Source organism: Streptomyces sp. MP131-18 (assembly GCF_001984575.1).
Classification (GTDB): domain Bacteria; phylum Actinomycetota; class Actinomycetes; order Streptomycetales; family Streptomycetaceae; genus Streptomyces; species Streptomyces johnsoniae.
In genome coordinates, this window is the sequence record NZ_LZNS01000001.1 from 3,228,842 (window position 1) to 3,246,714 (window position 17,873).

The following is a 17,873-nucleotide window of genomic DNA, read 5'->3' on the forward strand; positions in this document are numbered from 1 at the left end:
CGCCCTGGGTTGCTGGTGAATCATGCTCCACATGGATCGTGGAACCGATGTGGAGCAGAAGATCGAGGCGTTCGACCGGCCGCCATGGAAAGAGTCCGTTGCCATGGCCGAACGTGACCGGCAACGAGTGCTCACCGATTTCCCGCGCCGGGCTTGGCGCGACCTCCCGTTGGAGCGTTACGCCCTGGGCCTGGACCAGGCTGACCGCGCCAACCGGCCGTTCTGCTGGCTGCTGGAGTACGGAACGGAAGCCATCGGCAGCATCCGGGGCGGAAGCGCGGCCAAGCACATCATCTACCGCCACCACAGCGGGGAATGGCGGCTTCCGAAGCCGCTGCGTGCGGCCAGCCCGCAGGAGGCGTGGGCCAGGGTCCGGGGCGAGTTCGTCGAAGCCTTCGACGCCGTTGAGGCAGGTGATTTCCGGCGCCTCGACGACCTCGACACGCTGACCTACGGGCAGGCACTCGTCACCAAGACGCTGGCGACCTACTTCCCCGAGCACTTCCTGCCGATTTTTTCCGCCGGACACGTCCGGCACTTCACCGAGGTGCTCGGGGGCGGGCCCTACAAGACCTACGGCGGCGTCCGTACCTGGCAGGCCAACCGGCAGCTGTTCGACTTGGTCCGGGAACGTCCGATGTGGGCCGATTGGCATCCGCACGAGGTGATGCGTTTCCTCTACCAGAACTTCAACCCCCGTCCGCAACAGCGCGCCGTCTGGAAGATCGCCCCGGGGGAACGCGGCCGGTTGTGGGAGGAGTGCCGCGCTCAGCGGTTCATCTGTGTCGGGTGGGACGAGGTCGGTGACCTTGGCCAATATGAGAGCGACGCGGAACTCAAGACAGCGCTGGACGTGCAGTGGCCGGGATCGAAGGGCGGAAATCTGCGGCTTGCCCGGCAGCTACTGGCCTTCCGGGACCTGGATGACGGCGACGTGATCGTCGCCAACCGAGGCAAGTCCGAGGTGCTTGCGCTCGGCACGGTGAACGGCGGCTACGCCTACGACGAGATCCGCGCCGAGTACCGGCACACGGTCCGGGTCGACTGGGACGAGAGCTACGCCCAGACTTTCGCCGCCCCGGAGAACGCGTGGCAGCAGACTTTCGCAAAGGTACCGGAAAAGCTGCTGCGCCGAATCCAGGCGGGGCGCACTCCGGCGCCGTCCGCCGTCGCCACCGGCGAGCCCGTCGTCGTCCAGCAGCTCCCGACCCACGTGCAGCAGGCCATCCAACTGCTGGACCGCAAAGGGCAGATCATCCTGCACGGCCCGCCCGGCACCGGGAAGACCCGGCTGGCACTCAGCATCGCCCTCGCGCTGACCGGCCGGGCCGCGGCGATCGAGGCGCCGGCGGCGGAGCGCGCGGCAGCCGTGGCCGCTCTCCTGAACGCTCCGGCCGCCGCCCTCGGCGTGCCACCGGTCACCTTGGTGACCTTTCATCCCTCATACGGTTACGAGGACTTCGTCGAAGGCTTCAAACCCGCCCCGGCGGCAAAAGATCCCGGGCTGAACCTTCTGCTGCAGGACGGCATCTTCCCCCGGATTTGCGAAGCCGCCGCCCAGGAGCCCGGCCGCACCTTCCTGCTCCTCATCGATGAAATCAATCGCGGTGACCTGGCCCGCATCTTCGGTGAGCTGATCACCATCCTGGAAATCGACAAACGCGGAATGCCGGTCCGGCTGCCGATCAGCGGGAAGCAGCTCGCCGCGCCGCCCAACGTTCGCTTGATCGCCACCATGAACACCGCCGATCGCAGCATCGGCCATCTCGACGCGGCGATCCGTCGCCGTTTCGGGTTCATCGACGTCCCGCCCGATCTCGACGCGGTGGACGGCTCGGTCGGGCCGCTCGACCTGGCCACGTTCCTTTCGGTACTGAACGCGAGGCTGGTCGCCGAATTCGGCCCCGATCACCGAATCGGCCACGCCTGTCTGCTGAAAGACGACCAGCCCCTGGGTACGGAAGAAGAAATCGCCACGGTCTTCTACCACGAGATCGTGCCCCAGATCGAGGACTACGCGGCCGGTCGGGCGGAGCCGCTGCGCACCGTTCTCGGCAGCCTGGCGAGTCTCGAATCGGGCCAGGTGGCCCGTATGAGTCCGGCCGATCTCACCCGCACACTGGCCAACGAGTTCACCGCCTCCGACGAGGTCCTCGATGGCTGACCACACACGTCATGGCGGACAGCCGCGCCGGGAGCAGATCGTCGTTCCGGAGCACAAGTCCGTGCACGTCAACCGGAGCCAGGTCACCGCGGCCGACGTTGAACGGCTGCGGCGCCTGCGCGGTAAAGGCCGCCTCGGCCTGCGGGAAACCCCCTCGGGCTGGACACTGTCGGCCCGCGCCATCGTCGGCGTTCTCGTACTCGACCGGCTGCGTCTCGTCCTGGGCCCCAAGGTCGACATTCCCGGGGAACAACTCATCACTTGGCTCTGCTACGCCCAAGGCACCCCCGTCCCACACGAGCCGACGCTGCGACGGTGGCTGATCGGCGACTCCGGTTACGCCGGTATCGCGCTGGCCGCCCTGCTGGCCGAATGCCGGAAGCTACTGCACGAAGGACTGCGGCTGGACTACGCACCGGTGACGCGGGTGGAGCCGGTGCTGCGCGGCAGGCTCGACGTCCGGGCGCAGGTGACCCGGGGCCACGGGGCCGTGGACCGGCTGCATGTGCGAACGTTCGAGCGCGGGCACGACATCTGGGAGAACCAGATCTGTGCCGCAGCGCTGTCACGGGCCATCACCCACGCCACCGATCGCGCCCTGGCCGGGGAACTGGCCAAGATCGCGCGCCGCTTCCCGGCGCCGCCGACGGCGGGCGAGGCATCCGGCATGCTCCTCCGCGCCCGGTACAACCGGCTGAACCAGCGCTACCGCCCCGCACACAACTGGGCCCGGCTGATCCTGAACGGCGGCGGCGTCACCGACCTGCTCACCGAACGAGGGCTGCGTGCCGACAGCATGCTCCTCAACATGAACGTCCTGTGGGAACGCGTGGTCAGGCAGATGGCCCGCGACATCGCCGCCGAATTCGGCGGCGAATGCCAAGGCAGGACCGATGACCCGGGCATCACCACCTCGGGTGACATCGGCAAACCCGGCGAGCCGTTCGTGCCCGACGTACTGGTGCGCCTGCCGGGCGATCCGCCGCGCTTTCTGCCCGTCGATGCCAAATACAAGGCCTATGCTGGCGAGCGGGTGGACGCCACCGACCGGCACCAACTGCTCACTTACATCGCCGGCTACGCCGCACCCGACACGCCCCTCGCCGCGGTCGTCCACCCTGCTCCCGACGGCGGGACCGACCGCACGCTCACCGTGACCGGACCGCGGGGCAACCGCCTCGGGCGCATCGAACTGCTGGGACTGGACACTCGGCTGCCACCCCACCAGGCCGCCACACCGCTCCGCGCCCTCATCTCCGGCGTCGCCACCGGCACCATTCCGTGACGGGCACGACTCTCGCGGCGATCAGCCGTTACCCGCTGCCCAACGGCTCACCGGGTCACGTGGGAAACTCGCCCAGCCAACTGCGCACCAGCAGATGCTTGGGCAGATACTCGGACTCCACCTCGATGGGAAACCCGCCGTCGTACGCCAGGCAGGCGACGGCCAACGGCCCCCAAGCCACAAGGGAATCGACGCCACGTGCGCGCTCCTCGTCGGCGGTCCAGTATTCTTTGTGGAGCTGGAGCGCCGTCAACAGATCACGGTTGAACCCCTCCGGGTCACGGCGCACGAAACGGTGGAAGAGACCGATCGGCTGATAGAGAATCTTGTCCATAAGCTCCTGGCCGGCGATACGCGCCACGTCGGGATGCGACATCTCAATCGCCGTGGTCAGCTTCTCCGCAAGCCCTGGCCGACGGAGCCAATAGGTTTGCAGCGCATCCACCCAGTGGTAGACGTACTCGTCGTATTCCGCTTCCGTGGCCCGCAGCACGTCCAGCGGAACGCTGCACAGCTGCGTCATCCGCTCCTGCTCACGACACACGATCGCCAACCAGAACGCCGTCAGCCAGTTACCGGCATCCGAGTAGTACTGCGGCCCCGTGGCAGGCACGGTCCGCACCGCGTGCCCGATTCGGCACTGGACACTTCCCTCGGCCTGAGTTGCCGAAGCGAATAGGGCGGAGCCGACCTGCATGGCCGTCACGACCGCTTCCCACGTCTCGAGAAGCTCCGCATTCGGGTCGGTCGCACAGCGCGCTTCCGCATAGAGTCGCGACTTGCTGAGCGCCCTATTAAACATACGTGGTGAGCCCTCCAGCCGACGGATGGTCTCTGCAGTCCCCCGGCCGAGCACCTCCACGTAACTCTTGTCATCGATCTTGTCGTTCACATGCCGTGACACTTGCGCAGCCAACTAGAACTCTCCATCAGCCGATATCGAACTGCCTCATCTCGTAGCCCCCGTACAGGCTACCGTTCGGCTTCCCCTGGACGAGTACGTACTCGACTCTCCCCTGCGCAAGGGCCAGGTCGAGGTCATTCGCGAGAGCTGCTTCACTCCCGCCCCGCCGGTCCATTCTATCCAGGATGTCCTCGAAGTAGGCTCGTGTCCCCTGAGCAGCGCGCTGTCCGCCGGGCAGTGTCCGAGCGCCAAGCCGCGTGTCCGTACTGCTCTTCGCCTCCACGACGACATACCCGCCATCCGCCCGGCGATATATCTGGTCGAACTGGGCCGTACCATTGGCGGGTGCCCCGCTGACCTCCACTCTCGTGGCGCCCGGATAATTCTCGGGTATCGCGTGGAGCGCTGCCGCGCTTTCTCCGAAATCCTCGCTTCTGCCAGTCATTTCGCGGTGCGCTGGGGTGTGAGCCGCTTCCGCTTCTCTCAGCAGTGCCCGGTTTTCCGGCGACGGGTCGGCGGCATAGGCTGCCTCCGCGTCTGCGAGACGATGCTCCGCGGCCTGGTCTGCGGTGATCGCGTTCTGGCGCCGGGAAGCCGCTTCATCAAGTTGTGCGACGATTTCGGGATCGGCGACTATTCGATTGCCGGTGACGCCGTCGCCGATGAAGCTGGGTGGGACCGGCGGGGGGACGTCCGAGCGGGCGATCCACTGGCCCGGGTTGTTCGGGTCGCGCGACAGGATCGGGAGCATGTGGCCGTTCTCGTCCGCGGCCGCGGTGCTCCTGCGGTGGCCGTCCGACCGGTAGTACTCGTCGAACCATGACGGGTCGGTGTTGGCCCGTTCGACCTGCTGACGGACCGTGGTCGCGTCCGGTTCCGCAAAGCCGTCGTTCCCGTCCCGGCCACCACCGCCTCCGCCCGTTCCCGAGTCGCCGCCCCGCTGCCCGGGGATGTGGCCGCCGCCACCGGCTCCGCCCGGGGTGGGCTGGTCGAGGTGCGCGGCCACACCTCCCGGTCCGTTGTGGGCGCCCACGGCTGCGAGTTCGGGGGAGTCGGTGCGGGCGGGGAGTTCGCCGGGGGCTTCGTCGGCGTGTTGGAGGACTGTGCCGTCGGGGCGGGTGAGGGTGCCGTCGGGGTAGACGATGTTGCCGGTGGCCGGGTCGATCACGCCGCCCGCGCCGAGGCCGGGTGTGTCGGAGCGCGGGATGGCGACGGTGCCGTCGGAGACGTCCAGTGCGCTGATGCCCGGTGGGAGGTCCGCGGCGGTGAAGTCGGCCGGGAGCCGGGAGCCGTCGGGGAGGCGGTAAGCGCCGTCGGGCAGCGGCGTGGCCGGGATCGTGGTGGCGTTCGCGAGGCCGCTGGTGAGGCCGCTGAGGCGGGGCAGCGAGCCGACCGCCGCGCTGATGCCGTTGATCAGCGGGGTCGTCGGGTCGAGGTAGCGGCCCGCCGTGCCGGCGATGCGCGCGGCGCGGGCGGCGGCGCCCGCGGTGTTGGCGGCCGTTCCGGCGCCTGCCGTGCCCACCAGGGTGAGCAGGTTGAACGTGGTCGCCCCGGCGGCCCTGGCGGGGTCCTCGCTCCAGGTGTCCCAGGCCACCAGGCCCGTGGTCATCTCGATGCGGGCCTTGACGCTGTCGTTGATCCAGTCGGAGACGGGGTTGTCCGGCAGGAGTTGGTTGGCGGCCAGCAACGGCAGGCCGCTCGGGCTGCTGACGAGGACGCCGGTGGCGAGTTTTCCGAGCCCCTGCCAGGCCGCGCCGAAGCCGTCGCTCCACGGGTTGACGAGCGTGCTGATGCCGGTGAGGGTGCCCAAGATGCCGTCGACGACGATGCCGTCCCATACGAAGCTCTTGGCGTGATGCCAGAGCTCCCAGGCGTGGTGTTTCTCCTCGACGGCCCGCCCCCACGGGGTTTCGCCGACCTGTTCAATGTCCGCCACGCTCAGGCCGTACGTGCCCGCGTCGCCGTTGCCGTCGTCGGTGACCCAGGTCGTGCCGTCGACGAGCAGCGTGATGTTGTTGGCCGCCCGGCGTTCGACTTCCCAGAACTGGGCGACGGTGACGGACACTTCCCGCAGCAGCTCGTTGTTGCGGGCGGTCTTGTCCCCGTCGTGGCGCCAGTCGTCGCCGTCGCCGATCTCGTCGACGAACGCCTCGGCCTCCCCGCGCAGCCGGTCCAGCCGGTCGATCAGGGGCCGGGCCTCCTCCGCGAATATCTCCAGAACGAGGGCGACCATCTCCAGCTTGTCGGCGAACGCGCAGGCCCGCTGGCGAACGGGCGTCGTGGTGGCCAGCAGATCCGCCGCCTCCGGGGCCTGGTAGGGACCGGACAGGCCCTGGAACTGTTCGTCCACCGCCTGCCCGATGCCGCGTATCCCCTCCGCGTCCGACCGCAGGGCGGTGTACTTCTCGGCCAGGGTGTCCAGGTGCCCGGTGAAGACGGGGATGCCCGAGGGGTCGATGCGCTCCGGCTCACCGGACATTGCTGCCACCGCCCGCGTCCGGGTCCGGGTCCGGGTCCGGGTCCGGATCGATCACCGGCTCGGCCAGGGCGGCGCGCAACGTGTCGTTCGCCATGTCGACATCGCCCTGCAGGTAATGCATCGCGGCGGTGTGGGCCCCGTTGACCGAGGCGCCGGTGCGTGCCGCGACGTAGAGGACGTCCTCCTGCGTTCCGGCGGCGAACTCCCCCAGCGCGGCCGCCACCAGACCGCCGCTGGGGCGGGCGCCTTCCCCGGTCCACAGGGTGCCGGCGTAGGTGCCTGCACCCTGGAGGTGCAACTGGTAGAGCCGGCCCCAGCGTTCGAGACCGCCGATCGTTTCGCCGACCTGGCCGAGCACGCGGTCGACGCCCTGCGGTTCGATGTCCCAGTCGGGCACGGTACTGTCCCTCCCCCTCCTCAGGCCCCACCCGGGGAGATGCTCAGCCGATGGCTTCGACCGCGGCGCGGGCGCGGGCGAGCGTGGTCTGCGCCGTGGAGTCGTTGTTCTCCAGCGTCGTCCGCAGCAGGGTGATGATGGCCCGCACCTCGTCGGCGGCCTGGGTCCAGCGCAGCTCCGCGGCCTGGTAGGTGTCGGAGACGCCGTCGGCCTGGAAGTCGGCCATCGCCTGCCGCACCTGCGCGCTGCGGGCCTCGATCACCGTCTCCAACTGCTCGATGACACCGCGGAGGTTGCCCTGGGCCTCCGCGGAGGCGTCCGTGTCGTAACTGCGCCGGTCGAGACCGTCGTTCATGTCCGTGCCCCCCGCCCGTCAGGCGCGGCCCTGGAAGCGGGCCGCGTCGAAGTTTGCCGAACTCATGCCCTGGTGCGCGTTCGCCTGCGTCTCCTGATCGCCCTCGCCGAAGGCGCGGTCCATGCCGGACTGCCCGCCGAGAATCGCGGACAGGGCGCCGTTCAGCGAGTGGGAGATCTCCTCGGAACGCAGCTTGAACGCGTCGAACGCCACGCGCCCCTGGCCGCGGAAGCGGCCTTCGAGCGGCTCGGCCGCCGCGACCAGCCGCTGGATCAGCACGCCCAGATCGGTACTCGAGCCCTGCGACTGCTGGGTGAGCGTCGACAGCGTCTGCGACCCCATGTCGAACTTCTGCCCCACGGCGTCCCTCCCCGATTCGTCCGTGTGTGCCCCAAGTCTGTGCGTCCCTCCCCTCGTTCGTCAATCGGCACCGGCCGCGCAGGACCGATGGGACGAGTGGCTGTCAGTGTGACTGTCAGTGGGGCGCGCTATCGTTTTCGTCAGTGGCCCAGGGGTGGTGGGCGGTCCGGCGGGTGACCTCCGGGCCGGGGCCGGGGCCGGCAGCACAGCGTTCCGAGGGACGTTCCGAGGGGAGGGGTGGCCCGTGCCGCGTGACTACGACAGCCAGTTGCTGGAGTCCGTCGCCGTTCGGCGCAGGCGGCTGCGTGACGCGCTGTCCTTCGGCGGGGAGCGGACCCGCCGGAGCCTGGACGAGCACACGGGGAAGGTGCTGGGCGGAGCGGCGCTGGCCGCCGTTGTCTGCGCGGGCTGCGTGGGTTGGTCCTTCATATCGGAACGGATGGATGATCGGGACGACCGCGGTCTGCACGCCCCGGCCGCCGCCGCGGTGACGGATGCCGTGCCGCCGTTCGGGACGTGGCCGCGGTGAGCACGGCCGCCCGCGGCACAGGGCTGCTGCACCGCGTGACGCTCGTCGGCGAGCGCCGCAGGATCGACATGGTGCTGCCCTCCGATGCACCGGTCGGGGAGCTGCTGCCCGACCTGCTGGGGCTGTTGGGGGAAGAGGCGGGCGGTGTGCCGCTGCTGCGCCGCCTCATGACGTCCGACGGCGCGGTGCTGACGCAGGACGAGACGCTCGCCTCGGCCGGGATCGTGGACGGGGCGGTGCTGCGGCTGGTCCGCGAGCAGGAGACACCGGCCGCGCCCGTCGTGCACGACGTCACCGACGAGGTCGCCGAGGACTTGGACCGGCGCGACTGGCGCTGGGGGGAGTCCAGTCGGCTGTGGACCGCGGGCGGCGGGGCGGTGCTGCTGGGTGTCGTGACGGCGGTGCTGGCGTGGGTGTGGCTGGGGGCGGACGCGGTCGGCGGCTGGCTCGTCGGCGCGGCGTCGGGCTGCGCGGCACTCGGTGGCCTGGCCGCGAGGCTGGGCAGCCGGCCGCTGGGGGCGGCGCTCATCGTGCTGGGCGGGGCGCTGGGCGGCCCCGGCGCCTGGGCATTGTCCGGTTCAGGGTCGGGGGCGGGCTCGGACGGCGCCGCGAAGCTCGCCGCGCTGGGCCTGGTCGCCGTGGTGACGCTGATGCTGCTCGGGGTGTTCACGGCGGTGGGCCGCGGCGGTCTGATAGCCGCGGCGGCCGTGGCGTTGCTCGTCGGCGGCTGGGAGGCCGGGATCGCGCTGGTGCCCGAGGGCGAGGGGTACCGGGTCGGTGTGGTGATGGGTGTGGTCTCGGCCCTCGGCCTCGGCCTGCTTCCCCGGCTGGCGCTGACGGCCTCGGGACTGACGGCGCTGGACGACCGGCGTTCGGGCGGCGCGTCGGTGAGCAGGCAGCAGGTGGACACGGCGCTGGCCGCGACCCACCGGGGCCTGACGCTGGCCACCGTGGTGACCGCGGCCTCCGCTGCCGCCGCCGGATGGCTCGCGGTCGACGACGGGGCAGGGGGCTCGGGCGGGGCGAACGGCTGGGCGGTGACGGTGACGGCGCTGCTGGCCGTGGTCCTGCTGTCCAGGTCGCGGGCGTTCCCGCTGTCCGTCGAGGTCGTGGCGCTGCTGCTGGCGGGCACCGCGCTGGTCGTCCGCCTGGTCGTGCTGTGGGCGGAGCGGTCGGGCGACGGGGGCGACGGAACGGTCGCCGGGCCGCTGACAGCCCTCGGCGTGCTGGCGGCGCTGCCGCTGACGCTGTTCGTCGTCCGGCCGCCCGATCATGTGCGGGCCCGGTTGCGGCGCTTGGCGAATCTGGTCGAGTCGGTCGGTGTGCTGGCGCTGATACCGGTCGCCGTCGGCGCGTTCGGCGTTTACGGGCGGCTGCTGGACACGTTCTGACGTCTCGCCGACACAAGGGCACGGCAAGAGGGAACGGAGAGGAGCTCATGTCCGCGGAGACCCCGGGCGGCTGGCAGCGCGATGCCTTCCGCGACATGGGTGGTGCGACGGCACCCCCCGAGCCCGCGCCGCAGCAGCCGCCGCAGCAGCCTCCACAGCCGCCGCAGCCACGGCCGTCGCCACCTCGGGCACGGCCACCACACCGCCAGGAGCAGCCCGCGCCGGTCTCCGCCCCGGTGGTCAGGCCCGACGTGGGGAAGGTCCCCGCACGGCGCGGGGACCCGTTCACCCGCCGGGCCGGGCGCGCCCTTCGGCAGCTGCTGATGTCCTCGGCCTCCCGGGACACCGCAGAGGCCACGGCAGCCGCGCGGGCGATCCAGCAGCCCATCACCACCGGGCGGCAGATCGCGGTGACGAGCATCCGCGGCGGCGCCGGCAAGACGACGGTCGCCGCGCTGCTCGCCCTGGCCTTCGCGCACTACCGCACCGACTCGGTCCTGGCCGTCGAGGCCGATCCGGCACTCGGCACGCTGCCGCACCGGCTCGGCGCGGACCAGGTGCGCTGGTCGGCCGCGGACCTGGCCCGCATCGTCGACCCCTCGATGAACATCACCGAAGTCACCGGCTATCTCCTGCCGTTCACCGGCGCCTCCGGAGGCCCGGGAGGCGGCTGGCTGCTGCCGGGCAGCCAGGGCGCCATCGGCGCAGAGCTGGACATCGACACCTACCGCATCGTGATGACCTCGCTGCGCCGCTACTTCGGCACCACCGTCGTCGACTGCGAGACGCTGCCCGCCGAGGTCGCGCGCACCGCGCTGACCACGACGCAGGCCCGCGTACTGGTTGCCCCGGCCACTCCCGAGGGCGCGGCGGCGACCCGTTCGGTGCTGGACTGGATGGCCGGCCTGCACCGCAGCATGCTGGCGACGACCGTGGTGGCGCTGACCCGTTCCTCCCCCGGCATGGACCTGAACGACCGCAAGGCCGCGGCCTACCTGGAGGCGGGCGGCGCCATGGTCGTGCCGCTGCCCTACGACCGTTCTCTGGCGGCCGGCGGGGAGATACGCGGCGCGCTGCTGGCCGAGGCCACCCGCGCGGCGGCGGCCCGCCTGGCCGCCGAGACGATGAACCGCGCCATGTCCCGCGGGCGCGGCGGCGGGGCGCCGGTATGAGCACACGGCAGATCCACCGCCCGGCCCGGACCACCCGCCCCCTGCCCGAGCCGGCGCGGCGCCGTATCGAGCCCCCGCCGAACCTCCCGGAGGGGCACACGAATTCGGCGCTCACCTCGCTGCTCCCGATGGCGGGCGTGATGAGTTCCGTGGTGATGATGACGATGCTGCGCAGCAGCCAGTTCGCCGTCATCGGTGCCCTCGTGCTGGTGGTCGCCCTCCTCGGTGGCGTCGGGCTGCTGTTCTCCCAGCGCGGCCGGGCGCTGCGCACCCGCCGCACCCAGCGCGAACGGTATCTGGAGTATCTGGAGGAGCTGCGGGACGAGTTGAGCGCCGAGGACCGCGCGCGCCGCGCGGCGGCGCGGGTGCTGGACCCGGCGCCCGAGGCGCTGTACGACCTGGTGAACGCCCCGGCGCGGCTGTGGGAACGGCGGCGCACCGACCGCGACTTCCTCCGGCCGCGGCTGGCCACCGGCCGCGTGCCCGTGCGCGTGCTGGCCCTGGAGCAGCGCGGCGGCGATGTGCTCACCCCGCCCGACCGCTTCATGCTGAACGAGGCCGCGGGCATTCAGGAACGGTTCGGCGCCGCCCCCGAGATGCCGTTGACGGTGCCCCTTGACCGCATGGGCGACATCAGCATCGTCGGGGAGCGCGCGGACGTGGTGCGGGTGGCGCGCACCCTGCTGACCTGCGCCGCGGTGGGCCACGCGCCGGACGACGTCACGTTCGCACTGGCCGCGGGGCCCGAGGCCGTCGCCGCGGACTGGGACTGGGCGAAATGGCTGCCGCACACGCTCGATCCGCGGGAGTGGGACGGGCCGGTCAGCGCCCGCCGCATCGCCCCCGACCTGCCCGCGCTCGGCCGGCTCCTCGCGCCGGACCTGCGGCGCCGTTCCTCCTACGCCGTCGAGGTCCGCCGCGGCCTCGCCGGCCGGGACGCCCTGGACCTGGCCGGCCGGCTCCTGGTGGTCAGCGACGGCTACGGCCGGCCCGCGGGTGAGCTGCCACGCCCGGACGAGACGGTGCCGCTCGGTGACCTGGGCGTAACCGTGATGCACCTGGTCGCCGAGCGCGTCCAGGAGCCGGGGCAGGTGGCGCTGCGGATCACCGTCGGGCCCGCCGGACGCGTCGGGCCCGCCGGACGCGTCGGACGCGTCGGACCCGTCGGACCCGCCGGGCCCGCCGGACCCGTCGAGACCACCGACGGCGACGCGTCGGGCGAACGGGTCGTCACCGTGGAGGACCTGCGGGGCGAGCAGCCGGTGACGGTCAGCGGCACCCTGGACGAGGTGACGGCCGCGGGCGCCGCCGGGATCGCCCGGATGCTGGCGCCGCTGCGGCTCTCCCCCGAGTCCGCCGCCGTCGGCACCCCGCTGTCCGGGCCCGTGGACTTCGCCGAGCAGCTCGGCGTCACCGACCCGGACGCGCTGCCGCTGGCGCGGCTGTGGGCTCCGCGCCGCGGCGACCAGGCGTTCCTGCGCGTGCCGATCGGCCTCGGCGACGACCACGAGCCGGTGCTGCTCGACCTCAAGGAGCCCGCCGAGCTGGGCATGGGCCCGCACGGCCTGTGCGTCGGGGCGACCGGCTCCGGCAAGAGCGAGCTGCTGCGCACGCTGGTCCTGGCCCTGGCCGCCACCCACCCGCCCGAGGACCTCGCGCTTGTCCTCGTGGACTACAAGGGGGGCGCCACGTTCGCGCCGTTCGCCCAACTGCCGCACGTCGCCGGAGTGATCACAAACCTGGAGAACCGGGCCGACCTCGTCGAGCGGGTGCACGCCAGCCTCGCGGGCGAGGTCACCCGCCGCCAGCAGGTCCTCAAGGACGCGGGCAACGTGCCGGACATCGCCACCTACGCCGCCGCCCGCGAACGGCAGCCGCGGCTGCCGCCGCTGCCCCACCTGTTCATCGTCATCGACGAGTTCGGCGAACTGCTCACGGCCAAGCCCGACTTCGTCGACCTTCTGCTGTCCATCGGGCGCATCGGACGCTCCATCGGCGTGCACCTGCTGCTGTCAAGCCAGCGCATCGAGAGCGGCAAGCTGAAGGGCCTGGACACCTACCTGTCCTACCGGCTGGGCCTGCGCACGTTCTCCGCCGAGGAGTCCCGGACCGTGCTGGACACCGCCGACGCGTTCCACCTGCCGCCGATCCCCGGCTTCGGCTACCTGAAGGTCGACACCAGCGCCTACCAGCGGTTCAAGGCCGGTTACGTCTCCGGCCCCCACAGCGGTCCGGCCACGCGCGAGACCGAGCCCGACGAGGGCCCGGCCGTCCTCCCCTACCCCGCCTACAACGAGCTGGCGGCCCCGGAGCAGCCGCCCCAGGACGCCGCGGAAACCCCCGCGCCCGCCCGCCGGACCGTCGGCCCGACGCTGCTGTCCACCATGGTCGGGCAGCTCGCCGCCGCCGCATCCCCCGTGACGAGGATCTGGCTGCCGCCCCTGCCCGAGGCCCTCGCCCTCGACGCCGTCGCCGGGCCGATGCGCACCGGACGGCGCGGCATGCAGTTCACCCACCGGACCGCCGCCCCCGCCGCAGGCGCCCTCGCCGCCGACGCCCCCGCCCTGGCCAAAGGCCGCGACGGCGGCGGCGCGATGCGCGTTCCGCTCGGGCTGCTGGACGATCCCTCCCGCCAGTGGCAGGGCCAGTGGACGCTCGACCTCACCGCGGCAGGCGGCCACGCCGCCGTCATCGGCGGCCCGCAGTCCGGCAAAACGACCCTGCTGCGCACCCTGATGCTGTCCCTGGCCTGCACCCACACCCCGCACGAAGTCGGCATCTACGCCCTGGACCTCGCCGGCGGCGGCCTGCGAACGATGGCCGGCCTGCCGCACGTCGGCGGCGTCGCCGGCCGTTCCGACCGCGAACGCGCCGCGCGCACCGTCGACCAGCTCCGCGCCGCGCTCACCGCGCGCGAGACCGCGTTCCGCGACCACGGCGTCGACTCCGTCGACCACCTGCGCAGGCTGCGGACCGCAGGCGGTCTCACCGAGCTGGGCCCCACCGACCTCGTCCTGGTCATCGACGGCTTCGGCGAACTGCGCGAGACGTTCGCCGAGTTGGACGACGGCGTCGCCGACCTGCTCAAACGCGGCAGCGGATACGGCATCCACGTGGTCGCCGGCATGCTCCGCTGGAACGACGTCCGCATCGGCGCACAATCCGCGTTCGGCACGCGCGTCGAGCTGCGCCTCAACGACCCCGTCGACAGCGGCATCGACCGCCGCCTCGCCCAGACCCTCGGCGCCGACGAGCCCGGCCGCGCCCTGACCGGCGCCAAGCTGTTCGCCCACACCGCGCTGCCCCGCCTGGACTCCCGCACCGCCCTGGACGACCTCGGCACCGCCTGCGAACGTGCCGTCCGCGCGGTTGCCGCCGCCTGGAGCGGCCCCGCCGCGCCGCCGGTCCGGGTCCTGCCGACCCGGCTGCCCGCCGCACAACTCCCCGGCCGCGCCGCCGAGCCGCGCCACGTGCCCATCGGCCTGGACCAAAGCGAGCTGAAGCCCGTATCGCTCGACCTCTTCGACACCGACCAGCACCTTCTCGTCCTGGGGGACAGCGAAAGCGGCAAGACGAACGTGCTGAAACTCGTCGTCCAGGGCCTCATCGAACGGTACGACGACGAGGAGCTGGTCTTCGCCGTCATGGACCCCCGGCGCGGCCTGCACGACGCGGTTCCCGAGCCCTACCGCGGCGGCTACGCGCACAACCCCAAACTCGCGGCCGGTCTCTCGGCCGGCATCGCCCGCGTCCTGGACGAACGCCTGCCGCAGGACGCCGTGCCGCCCGAAACGTTCGCCGCCGGGCCGCGCATCGTCGTGCTCGTCGACGACTACGACGTCCTCGTCACCGCCAGGCAGCAGCCGCTGGAGCCGTTCCTGCCCCACCTCCCCGCCGCCCGGGACCTCGGCCTGCACTTCGTCGTCACCCGCCGCGTCGCCGGCGCCTCCCGCGCGCTGTACGAGCCGTTCCTGACCACGCTGCGCGACACCGGCGCCTCCGGCCTCGTCCTGGCCGGCGACCGCGCCGAAGGCCCGCTCTTCCCCGGCGTGTATGCCGCGGCCCGACCGGCCGGACGCGGAACGTTCGTCCGCCGCGGCCGGGGCCACCGCCTCGTCCAGACCGCGCTCGCGGCGGAAGGCGACGACTCGTGACGACGGACGTCATCGCCCTCACCGACCGGATGCCCGACCCGTGGAGCGTGGTCGCCGGCCTGTCCGCCGCCGGCCCCGACGCCACGTTCACCGCGCGCGCCGAGGGCGCGGTGATCCAGCTCGCCGACCCGCTGGGCCGGCCCCTGGTCTCGGTCGAGGCACCGATACTGGTGCACACGCCGGGCGAAGTCCGCCGCCTCCTCGGGCCCGAGATCCGCGTCGAAGGACCCGTGTGGTGGACCGAGATCCACGCCGCGACCGGTGCGGACGGCGCCCACGCCCTGGCCGGCACGATCGCCACCCGCCTGACCAGCCTGCTCGGCGGCCAGGTGTGGCCACCAGGCTTTATCGCGCCGAACGGGGGCGCGGCCCCGGTGACCGGCCTCACGGCCGTCCCCACCCCCGAGAACGCCCCCCTCGCCGTCGACATACTCACCGACAAGACCGCCGCCGTCATCCAGGACCGGCCCGTCATCGCGCTCACCTCCTGGCTCGCCGAGGCACTGCGCCACGCCCGCACCACCCGACGCGGCCTCCACCTCGTCACCCCCGCCCACACCCGCCTCACCCTCCCCACCCGCACCGCCCTCCGCGGCACGCCGAACCGCTGGGTGATCCGCGACGGCGACGCCGCCTACTACGACGGTCTGTCGGGCGCCGAACTGCACTGGCATGACGGCACGTTCACCCCGACCGGCAGCGAACGGCCCGCACCCGCCTTCGCCCACGCCACCGCCCGCGCGGAAGCCGACCACGGACAGCAGCTCCTGCTCACCTTCGTCACCCGCGCCCCCGCCGCACACGACCTGGTCCTCGGCGGGGCCCTGGAAACCACCTGGCAGCAGCTGACCGGCGCCGCGCCCGTCGGCTGGGGCACCTCGGAACCCGCCGGACTCTCCTGGTCCCGCACCGACCTCACCACCCTGGCCCGCCGACGCGCCCCCCGGCCGACCACGCTGATCACCGTCGGCCACCCGGAGCACCCCGCCATCGCCACGATCCGCGTCAGCCGCACCACCGGCGGCGTCGAGGAGCACATCACCCTCGCCCTCGGCTACCCGCCGAACGTTCGGCCGCCCCTGGACATCCTCCCCGACCTCGCCGAGGAACTCGTCACCCGCCACGGCCTGGTCTCCCTCCTCGCCCAACACCGTCGCGCCCGCCTCGACCTGACCGTCCCACCCTGGCTCGAAGGCCCACCGGCACCCCTGGCATTCGTCCTCGGCCCCGAAGAAGCCCACCCCACCGGCCTCCCCCAAGCCACCCAACTCGGCCCCGCCACCCGACCCGGCTGGTACTACCCCCTCACCGAAACCGGCTGGCCCGGCCTGGAACACCTCACCCGAACGCTCCGTAACCAGTCCTCTCCCCACGACACATAGCCATCCGACAGCGCCGTCTCCCTGTCTCGCGCAACGACCCGGCCGAACACTGCGGAATACAAGCCTGGACGCGCACCGGCGAACGAGGCGCCGCGGGCCGATGCCGCCTCAGGCAGACGACCACGAGGATCTACGGTCTACCCAACAAAATCCCCTTACCAGGCGCTTACGCCTCCTGGCGCCGCTACTCCATAGATTCCTTACAGGCTCGCGGCGACCACCGGGCAGCGAGTCTCCCTTGGGCCACACCGCTCCAGGCGGAGGAAGATGCTGATTACGCGACGCCCAACTCGCCGTCGAAGGAAGACGCCCCGCGCCCACATCAGGGGCGCGCCGCCCGGCCGACTCATTCCTTGCGTCTACCTTGGAAGACCCAGCGACTTTGGCAGCACAGCACCACGGGACGACCAGGCTTCCCCGGCAGCTAAAAGTCGTATGCCCGAGTTTCGTGAAGTAAGCAAAGTCAGCCCCCCATCCAGCTGAACCGCAGGTCACGCCTCTGCTCCCCGCACCCACGGGGTTGTTCCCTGTCGGGGACGCTGCCGCCTGCCTGGCGGCCCCTGCTGACCAGCGGTGCCCGCGCCCCGGGCACCGACCTCCCCCGTACCCGCCTGGACGCAACCGCCCAACACCTCGGCGGCGCCTCAACGTTCCGGAGACCCCGCCTACCGCCTCCCCAGAGTCGGCCGCGACCTCGACACACACCTCCGCCACGCCTTCCAACGCCCGGCACCCTGCACCCTGCACCCTGCAAGCCGCCACAGCTTCCGCCGGAACTGTAAGACGAGCGGCTCCGTCCATAATCGGTGGTCGTACTTCGCGTTGATCGGTACAGGAGAACGCGGCGGCGACTTCTCTGAACTGCCGGCCGCTGTCAGGTATCTTCGGGATCCAGCTCGAACGTGAAATAGATGCTCAGCATGTAGGGCTCGTCCTCGTCGTGCATGAAATCCCATGAAACATCTACCAGGAAGACTTGGTGTTCTCCCACCCACTCATGGGCTTTCCTGAATGCTTCCGCGGCAGTTGTAGCGGGGAACAGCTTCCTGGCCATGGGATGCACCTGAGTCTCGGCGTCCGTATCGTCGAAGCCCTCAGGAACGTCCAGGCAGAGGTCGGGATCGAGTTCCATGGACAGCACCCTTACCAATCGGTTACCTGTTCGAGTCGACAGAGGCTGGCCCCCTGAACACGACGCCCGGTAAGACCACCACACACCCGGAAGGGTTGCTTCTGGCGACCACGCGACGAGGCGCTGCAGCCGGTGCCGCGGCCGCGGTGATCCAAACAACACGGCCTCC

The 17,873-nt window shown here is 71.6% G+C and carries 13 protein-coding genes; 7 read left to right on the forward strand and 6 right to left on the reverse strand.

All coding sequences use genetic code 11. From position 1 onward, the window contains the following. Positions 1-31: 31 nt before the first annotated feature. The gene (locus tag STBA_RS14345; protein ID WP_077059626.1) at positions 32-2,164 is read left to right on the forward strand and encodes an AAA family ATPase; all 2,133 of its coding nucleotides are present in this window, start codon (positions 32-34) and stop codon (positions 2,162-2,164) included. Further along, positions 2,157-3,449: a hypothetical protein gene (locus STBA_RS14350; RefSeq protein ID WP_077059627.1), complete on the forward strand. Its 1,293-nt coding sequence runs from the start codon at positions 2,157-2,159 to the stop codon at positions 3,447-3,449. Before STBA_RS14345 ends, STBA_RS14350 begins: the two co-directional genes overlap by 8 nt. Positions 3,450-3,504: 55 nt before the next feature. Here STBA_RS14350 and STBA_RS14355 read toward each other — a convergent pair whose 3' ends face one another. Genes STBA_RS14355 through STBA_RS14375 form a run of 5 tightly spaced genes read right to left on the reverse strand, consistent with a single transcriptional unit; the run spans position 3,505 to position 7,926 of the window. Further along, positions 3,505-4,341: an immunity 49 family protein gene (locus tag STBA_RS14355; RefSeq protein WP_253194732.1), complete on the reverse strand. Its 837-nt coding sequence runs from the start codon at positions 4,339-4,341 to the stop codon at positions 3,505-3,507. Between the two features lie 37 nt (positions 4,342-4,378). After that, entirely contained in the window at positions 4,379-6,832 is a 2,454-nt protein-coding gene (locus STBA_RS14360) for a hypothetical protein (RefSeq protein WP_077059629.1), read from the reverse strand. Further along, the gene (locus tag STBA_RS14365) at positions 6,822-7,229 is read right to left on the reverse strand and encodes a DUF6507 family protein (protein ID WP_079251918.1); all 408 of its coding nucleotides are present in this window, start codon (positions 7,227-7,229) and stop codon (positions 6,822-6,824) included. The genes STBA_RS14360 and STBA_RS14365 overlap by 11 nt, the downstream gene beginning before the upstream one ends. A gap of 43 nt (positions 7,230-7,272) precedes the next feature. Further along, positions 7,273-7,584: a pore-forming ESAT-6 family protein gene (locus tag STBA_RS14370; protein WP_077059630.1), complete on the reverse strand. Its 312-nt coding sequence runs from the start codon at positions 7,582-7,584 to the stop codon at positions 7,273-7,275. A gap of 18 nt (positions 7,585-7,602) precedes the next feature. Further along, a complete protein-coding gene (locus STBA_RS14375) occupies positions 7,603-7,926 on the reverse strand; it encodes a hypothetical protein (protein WP_077063321.1) in 324 nt (107 codons plus the stop codon). A gap of 262 nt (positions 7,927-8,188) precedes the next feature. Here STBA_RS14375 and STBA_RS14380 point away from each other — a divergent pair, with 262 nt between their 5' ends. The 5 genes from STBA_RS14380 to STBA_RS14400 are packed head-to-tail and all read left to right on the forward strand — an operon-like array spanning position 8,189 to position 16,572. Then, a complete protein-coding gene (locus tag STBA_RS14380; RefSeq protein ID WP_077059631.1) occupies positions 8,189-8,473 on the forward strand; it encodes a hypothetical protein in 285 nt (94 codons plus the stop codon). Beyond that, a complete protein-coding gene (gene eccD, locus STBA_RS14385; RefSeq protein WP_077063322.1) occupies positions 8,470-9,864 on the forward strand; it encodes a type VII secretion integral membrane protein EccD in 1,395 nt (464 codons plus the stop codon). Before STBA_RS14380 ends, eccD begins: the two co-directional genes overlap by 4 nt. A 47-nt stretch (positions 9,865-9,911) precedes the next feature. After that, positions 9,912-11,036 (forward strand): hypothetical protein, encoded by a 1,125-nt coding sequence (locus tag STBA_RS14390; RefSeq protein ID WP_171987706.1) that lies wholly within the window; start codon positions 9,912-9,914, stop codon positions 11,034-11,036. Then, the gene (gene eccCa, locus STBA_RS14395) at positions 11,033-15,190 is read left to right on the forward strand and encodes a type VII secretion protein EccCa (RefSeq protein ID WP_077059632.1); all 4,158 of its coding nucleotides are present in this window, start codon (positions 11,033-11,035) and stop codon (positions 15,188-15,190) included. Before STBA_RS14390 ends, eccCa begins: the two co-directional genes overlap by 4 nt. Next, a complete protein-coding gene (locus STBA_RS14400; protein WP_077059633.1) occupies positions 15,187-16,572 on the forward strand; it encodes a DUF6177 family protein in 1,386 nt (461 codons plus the stop codon). Before eccCa ends, STBA_RS14400 begins: the two co-directional genes overlap by 4 nt. 874 nt (positions 16,573-17,446) lie before the next feature. Here STBA_RS14400 and STBA_RS14405 read toward each other — a convergent pair. Next, on the reverse strand, positions 17,447-17,704 hold the full coding sequence (locus STBA_RS14405) for a hypothetical protein (protein WP_077063324.1): 258 nt from the start codon (positions 17,702-17,704) through the stop codon (positions 17,447-17,449). Between the last annotated feature and the right edge of the window lie 169 nt (positions 17,705-17,873).

Coding starts and splice junctions, on each gene's coding strand:
- STBA_RS14345 (WP_077059626.1), top strand. CDS start 32: ATGGATCGTGGAACCGATGTGGAGCAGAAGATCGAGGCGTTCGACCGG.
- STBA_RS14350 (WP_077059627.1), top strand. CDS start 2,157: ATGGCTGACCACACACGTCATGGCGGACAGCCGCGCCGGGAGCAGATC.
- STBA_RS14360 (WP_077059629.1), bottom strand. CDS start 6,832: ATGTCCGGTGAGCCGGAGCGCATCGACCCCTCGGGCATCCCCGTCTTC.
- STBA_RS14370 (WP_077059630.1), bottom strand. CDS start 7,584: ATGAACGACGGTCTCGACCGGCGCAGTTACGACACGGACGCCTCCGCG.
- STBA_RS14375 (WP_077063321.1), bottom strand. CDS start 7,926: ATGGGGTCGCAGACGCTGTCGACGCTCACCCAGCAGTCGCAGGGCTCG.
- STBA_RS14390 (WP_171987706.1), top strand. CDS start 9,912: ATGTCCGCGGAGACCCCGGGCGGCTGGCAGCGCGATGCCTTCCGCGAC.
- eccCa (WP_077059632.1), top strand. CDS start 11,033: ATGAGCACACGGCAGATCCACCGCCCGGCCCGGACCACCCGCCCCCTG.
- STBA_RS14405 (WP_077063324.1), bottom strand. CDS start 17,704: ATGGAACTCGATCCCGACCTCTGCCTGGACGTTCCTGAGGGCTTCGAC.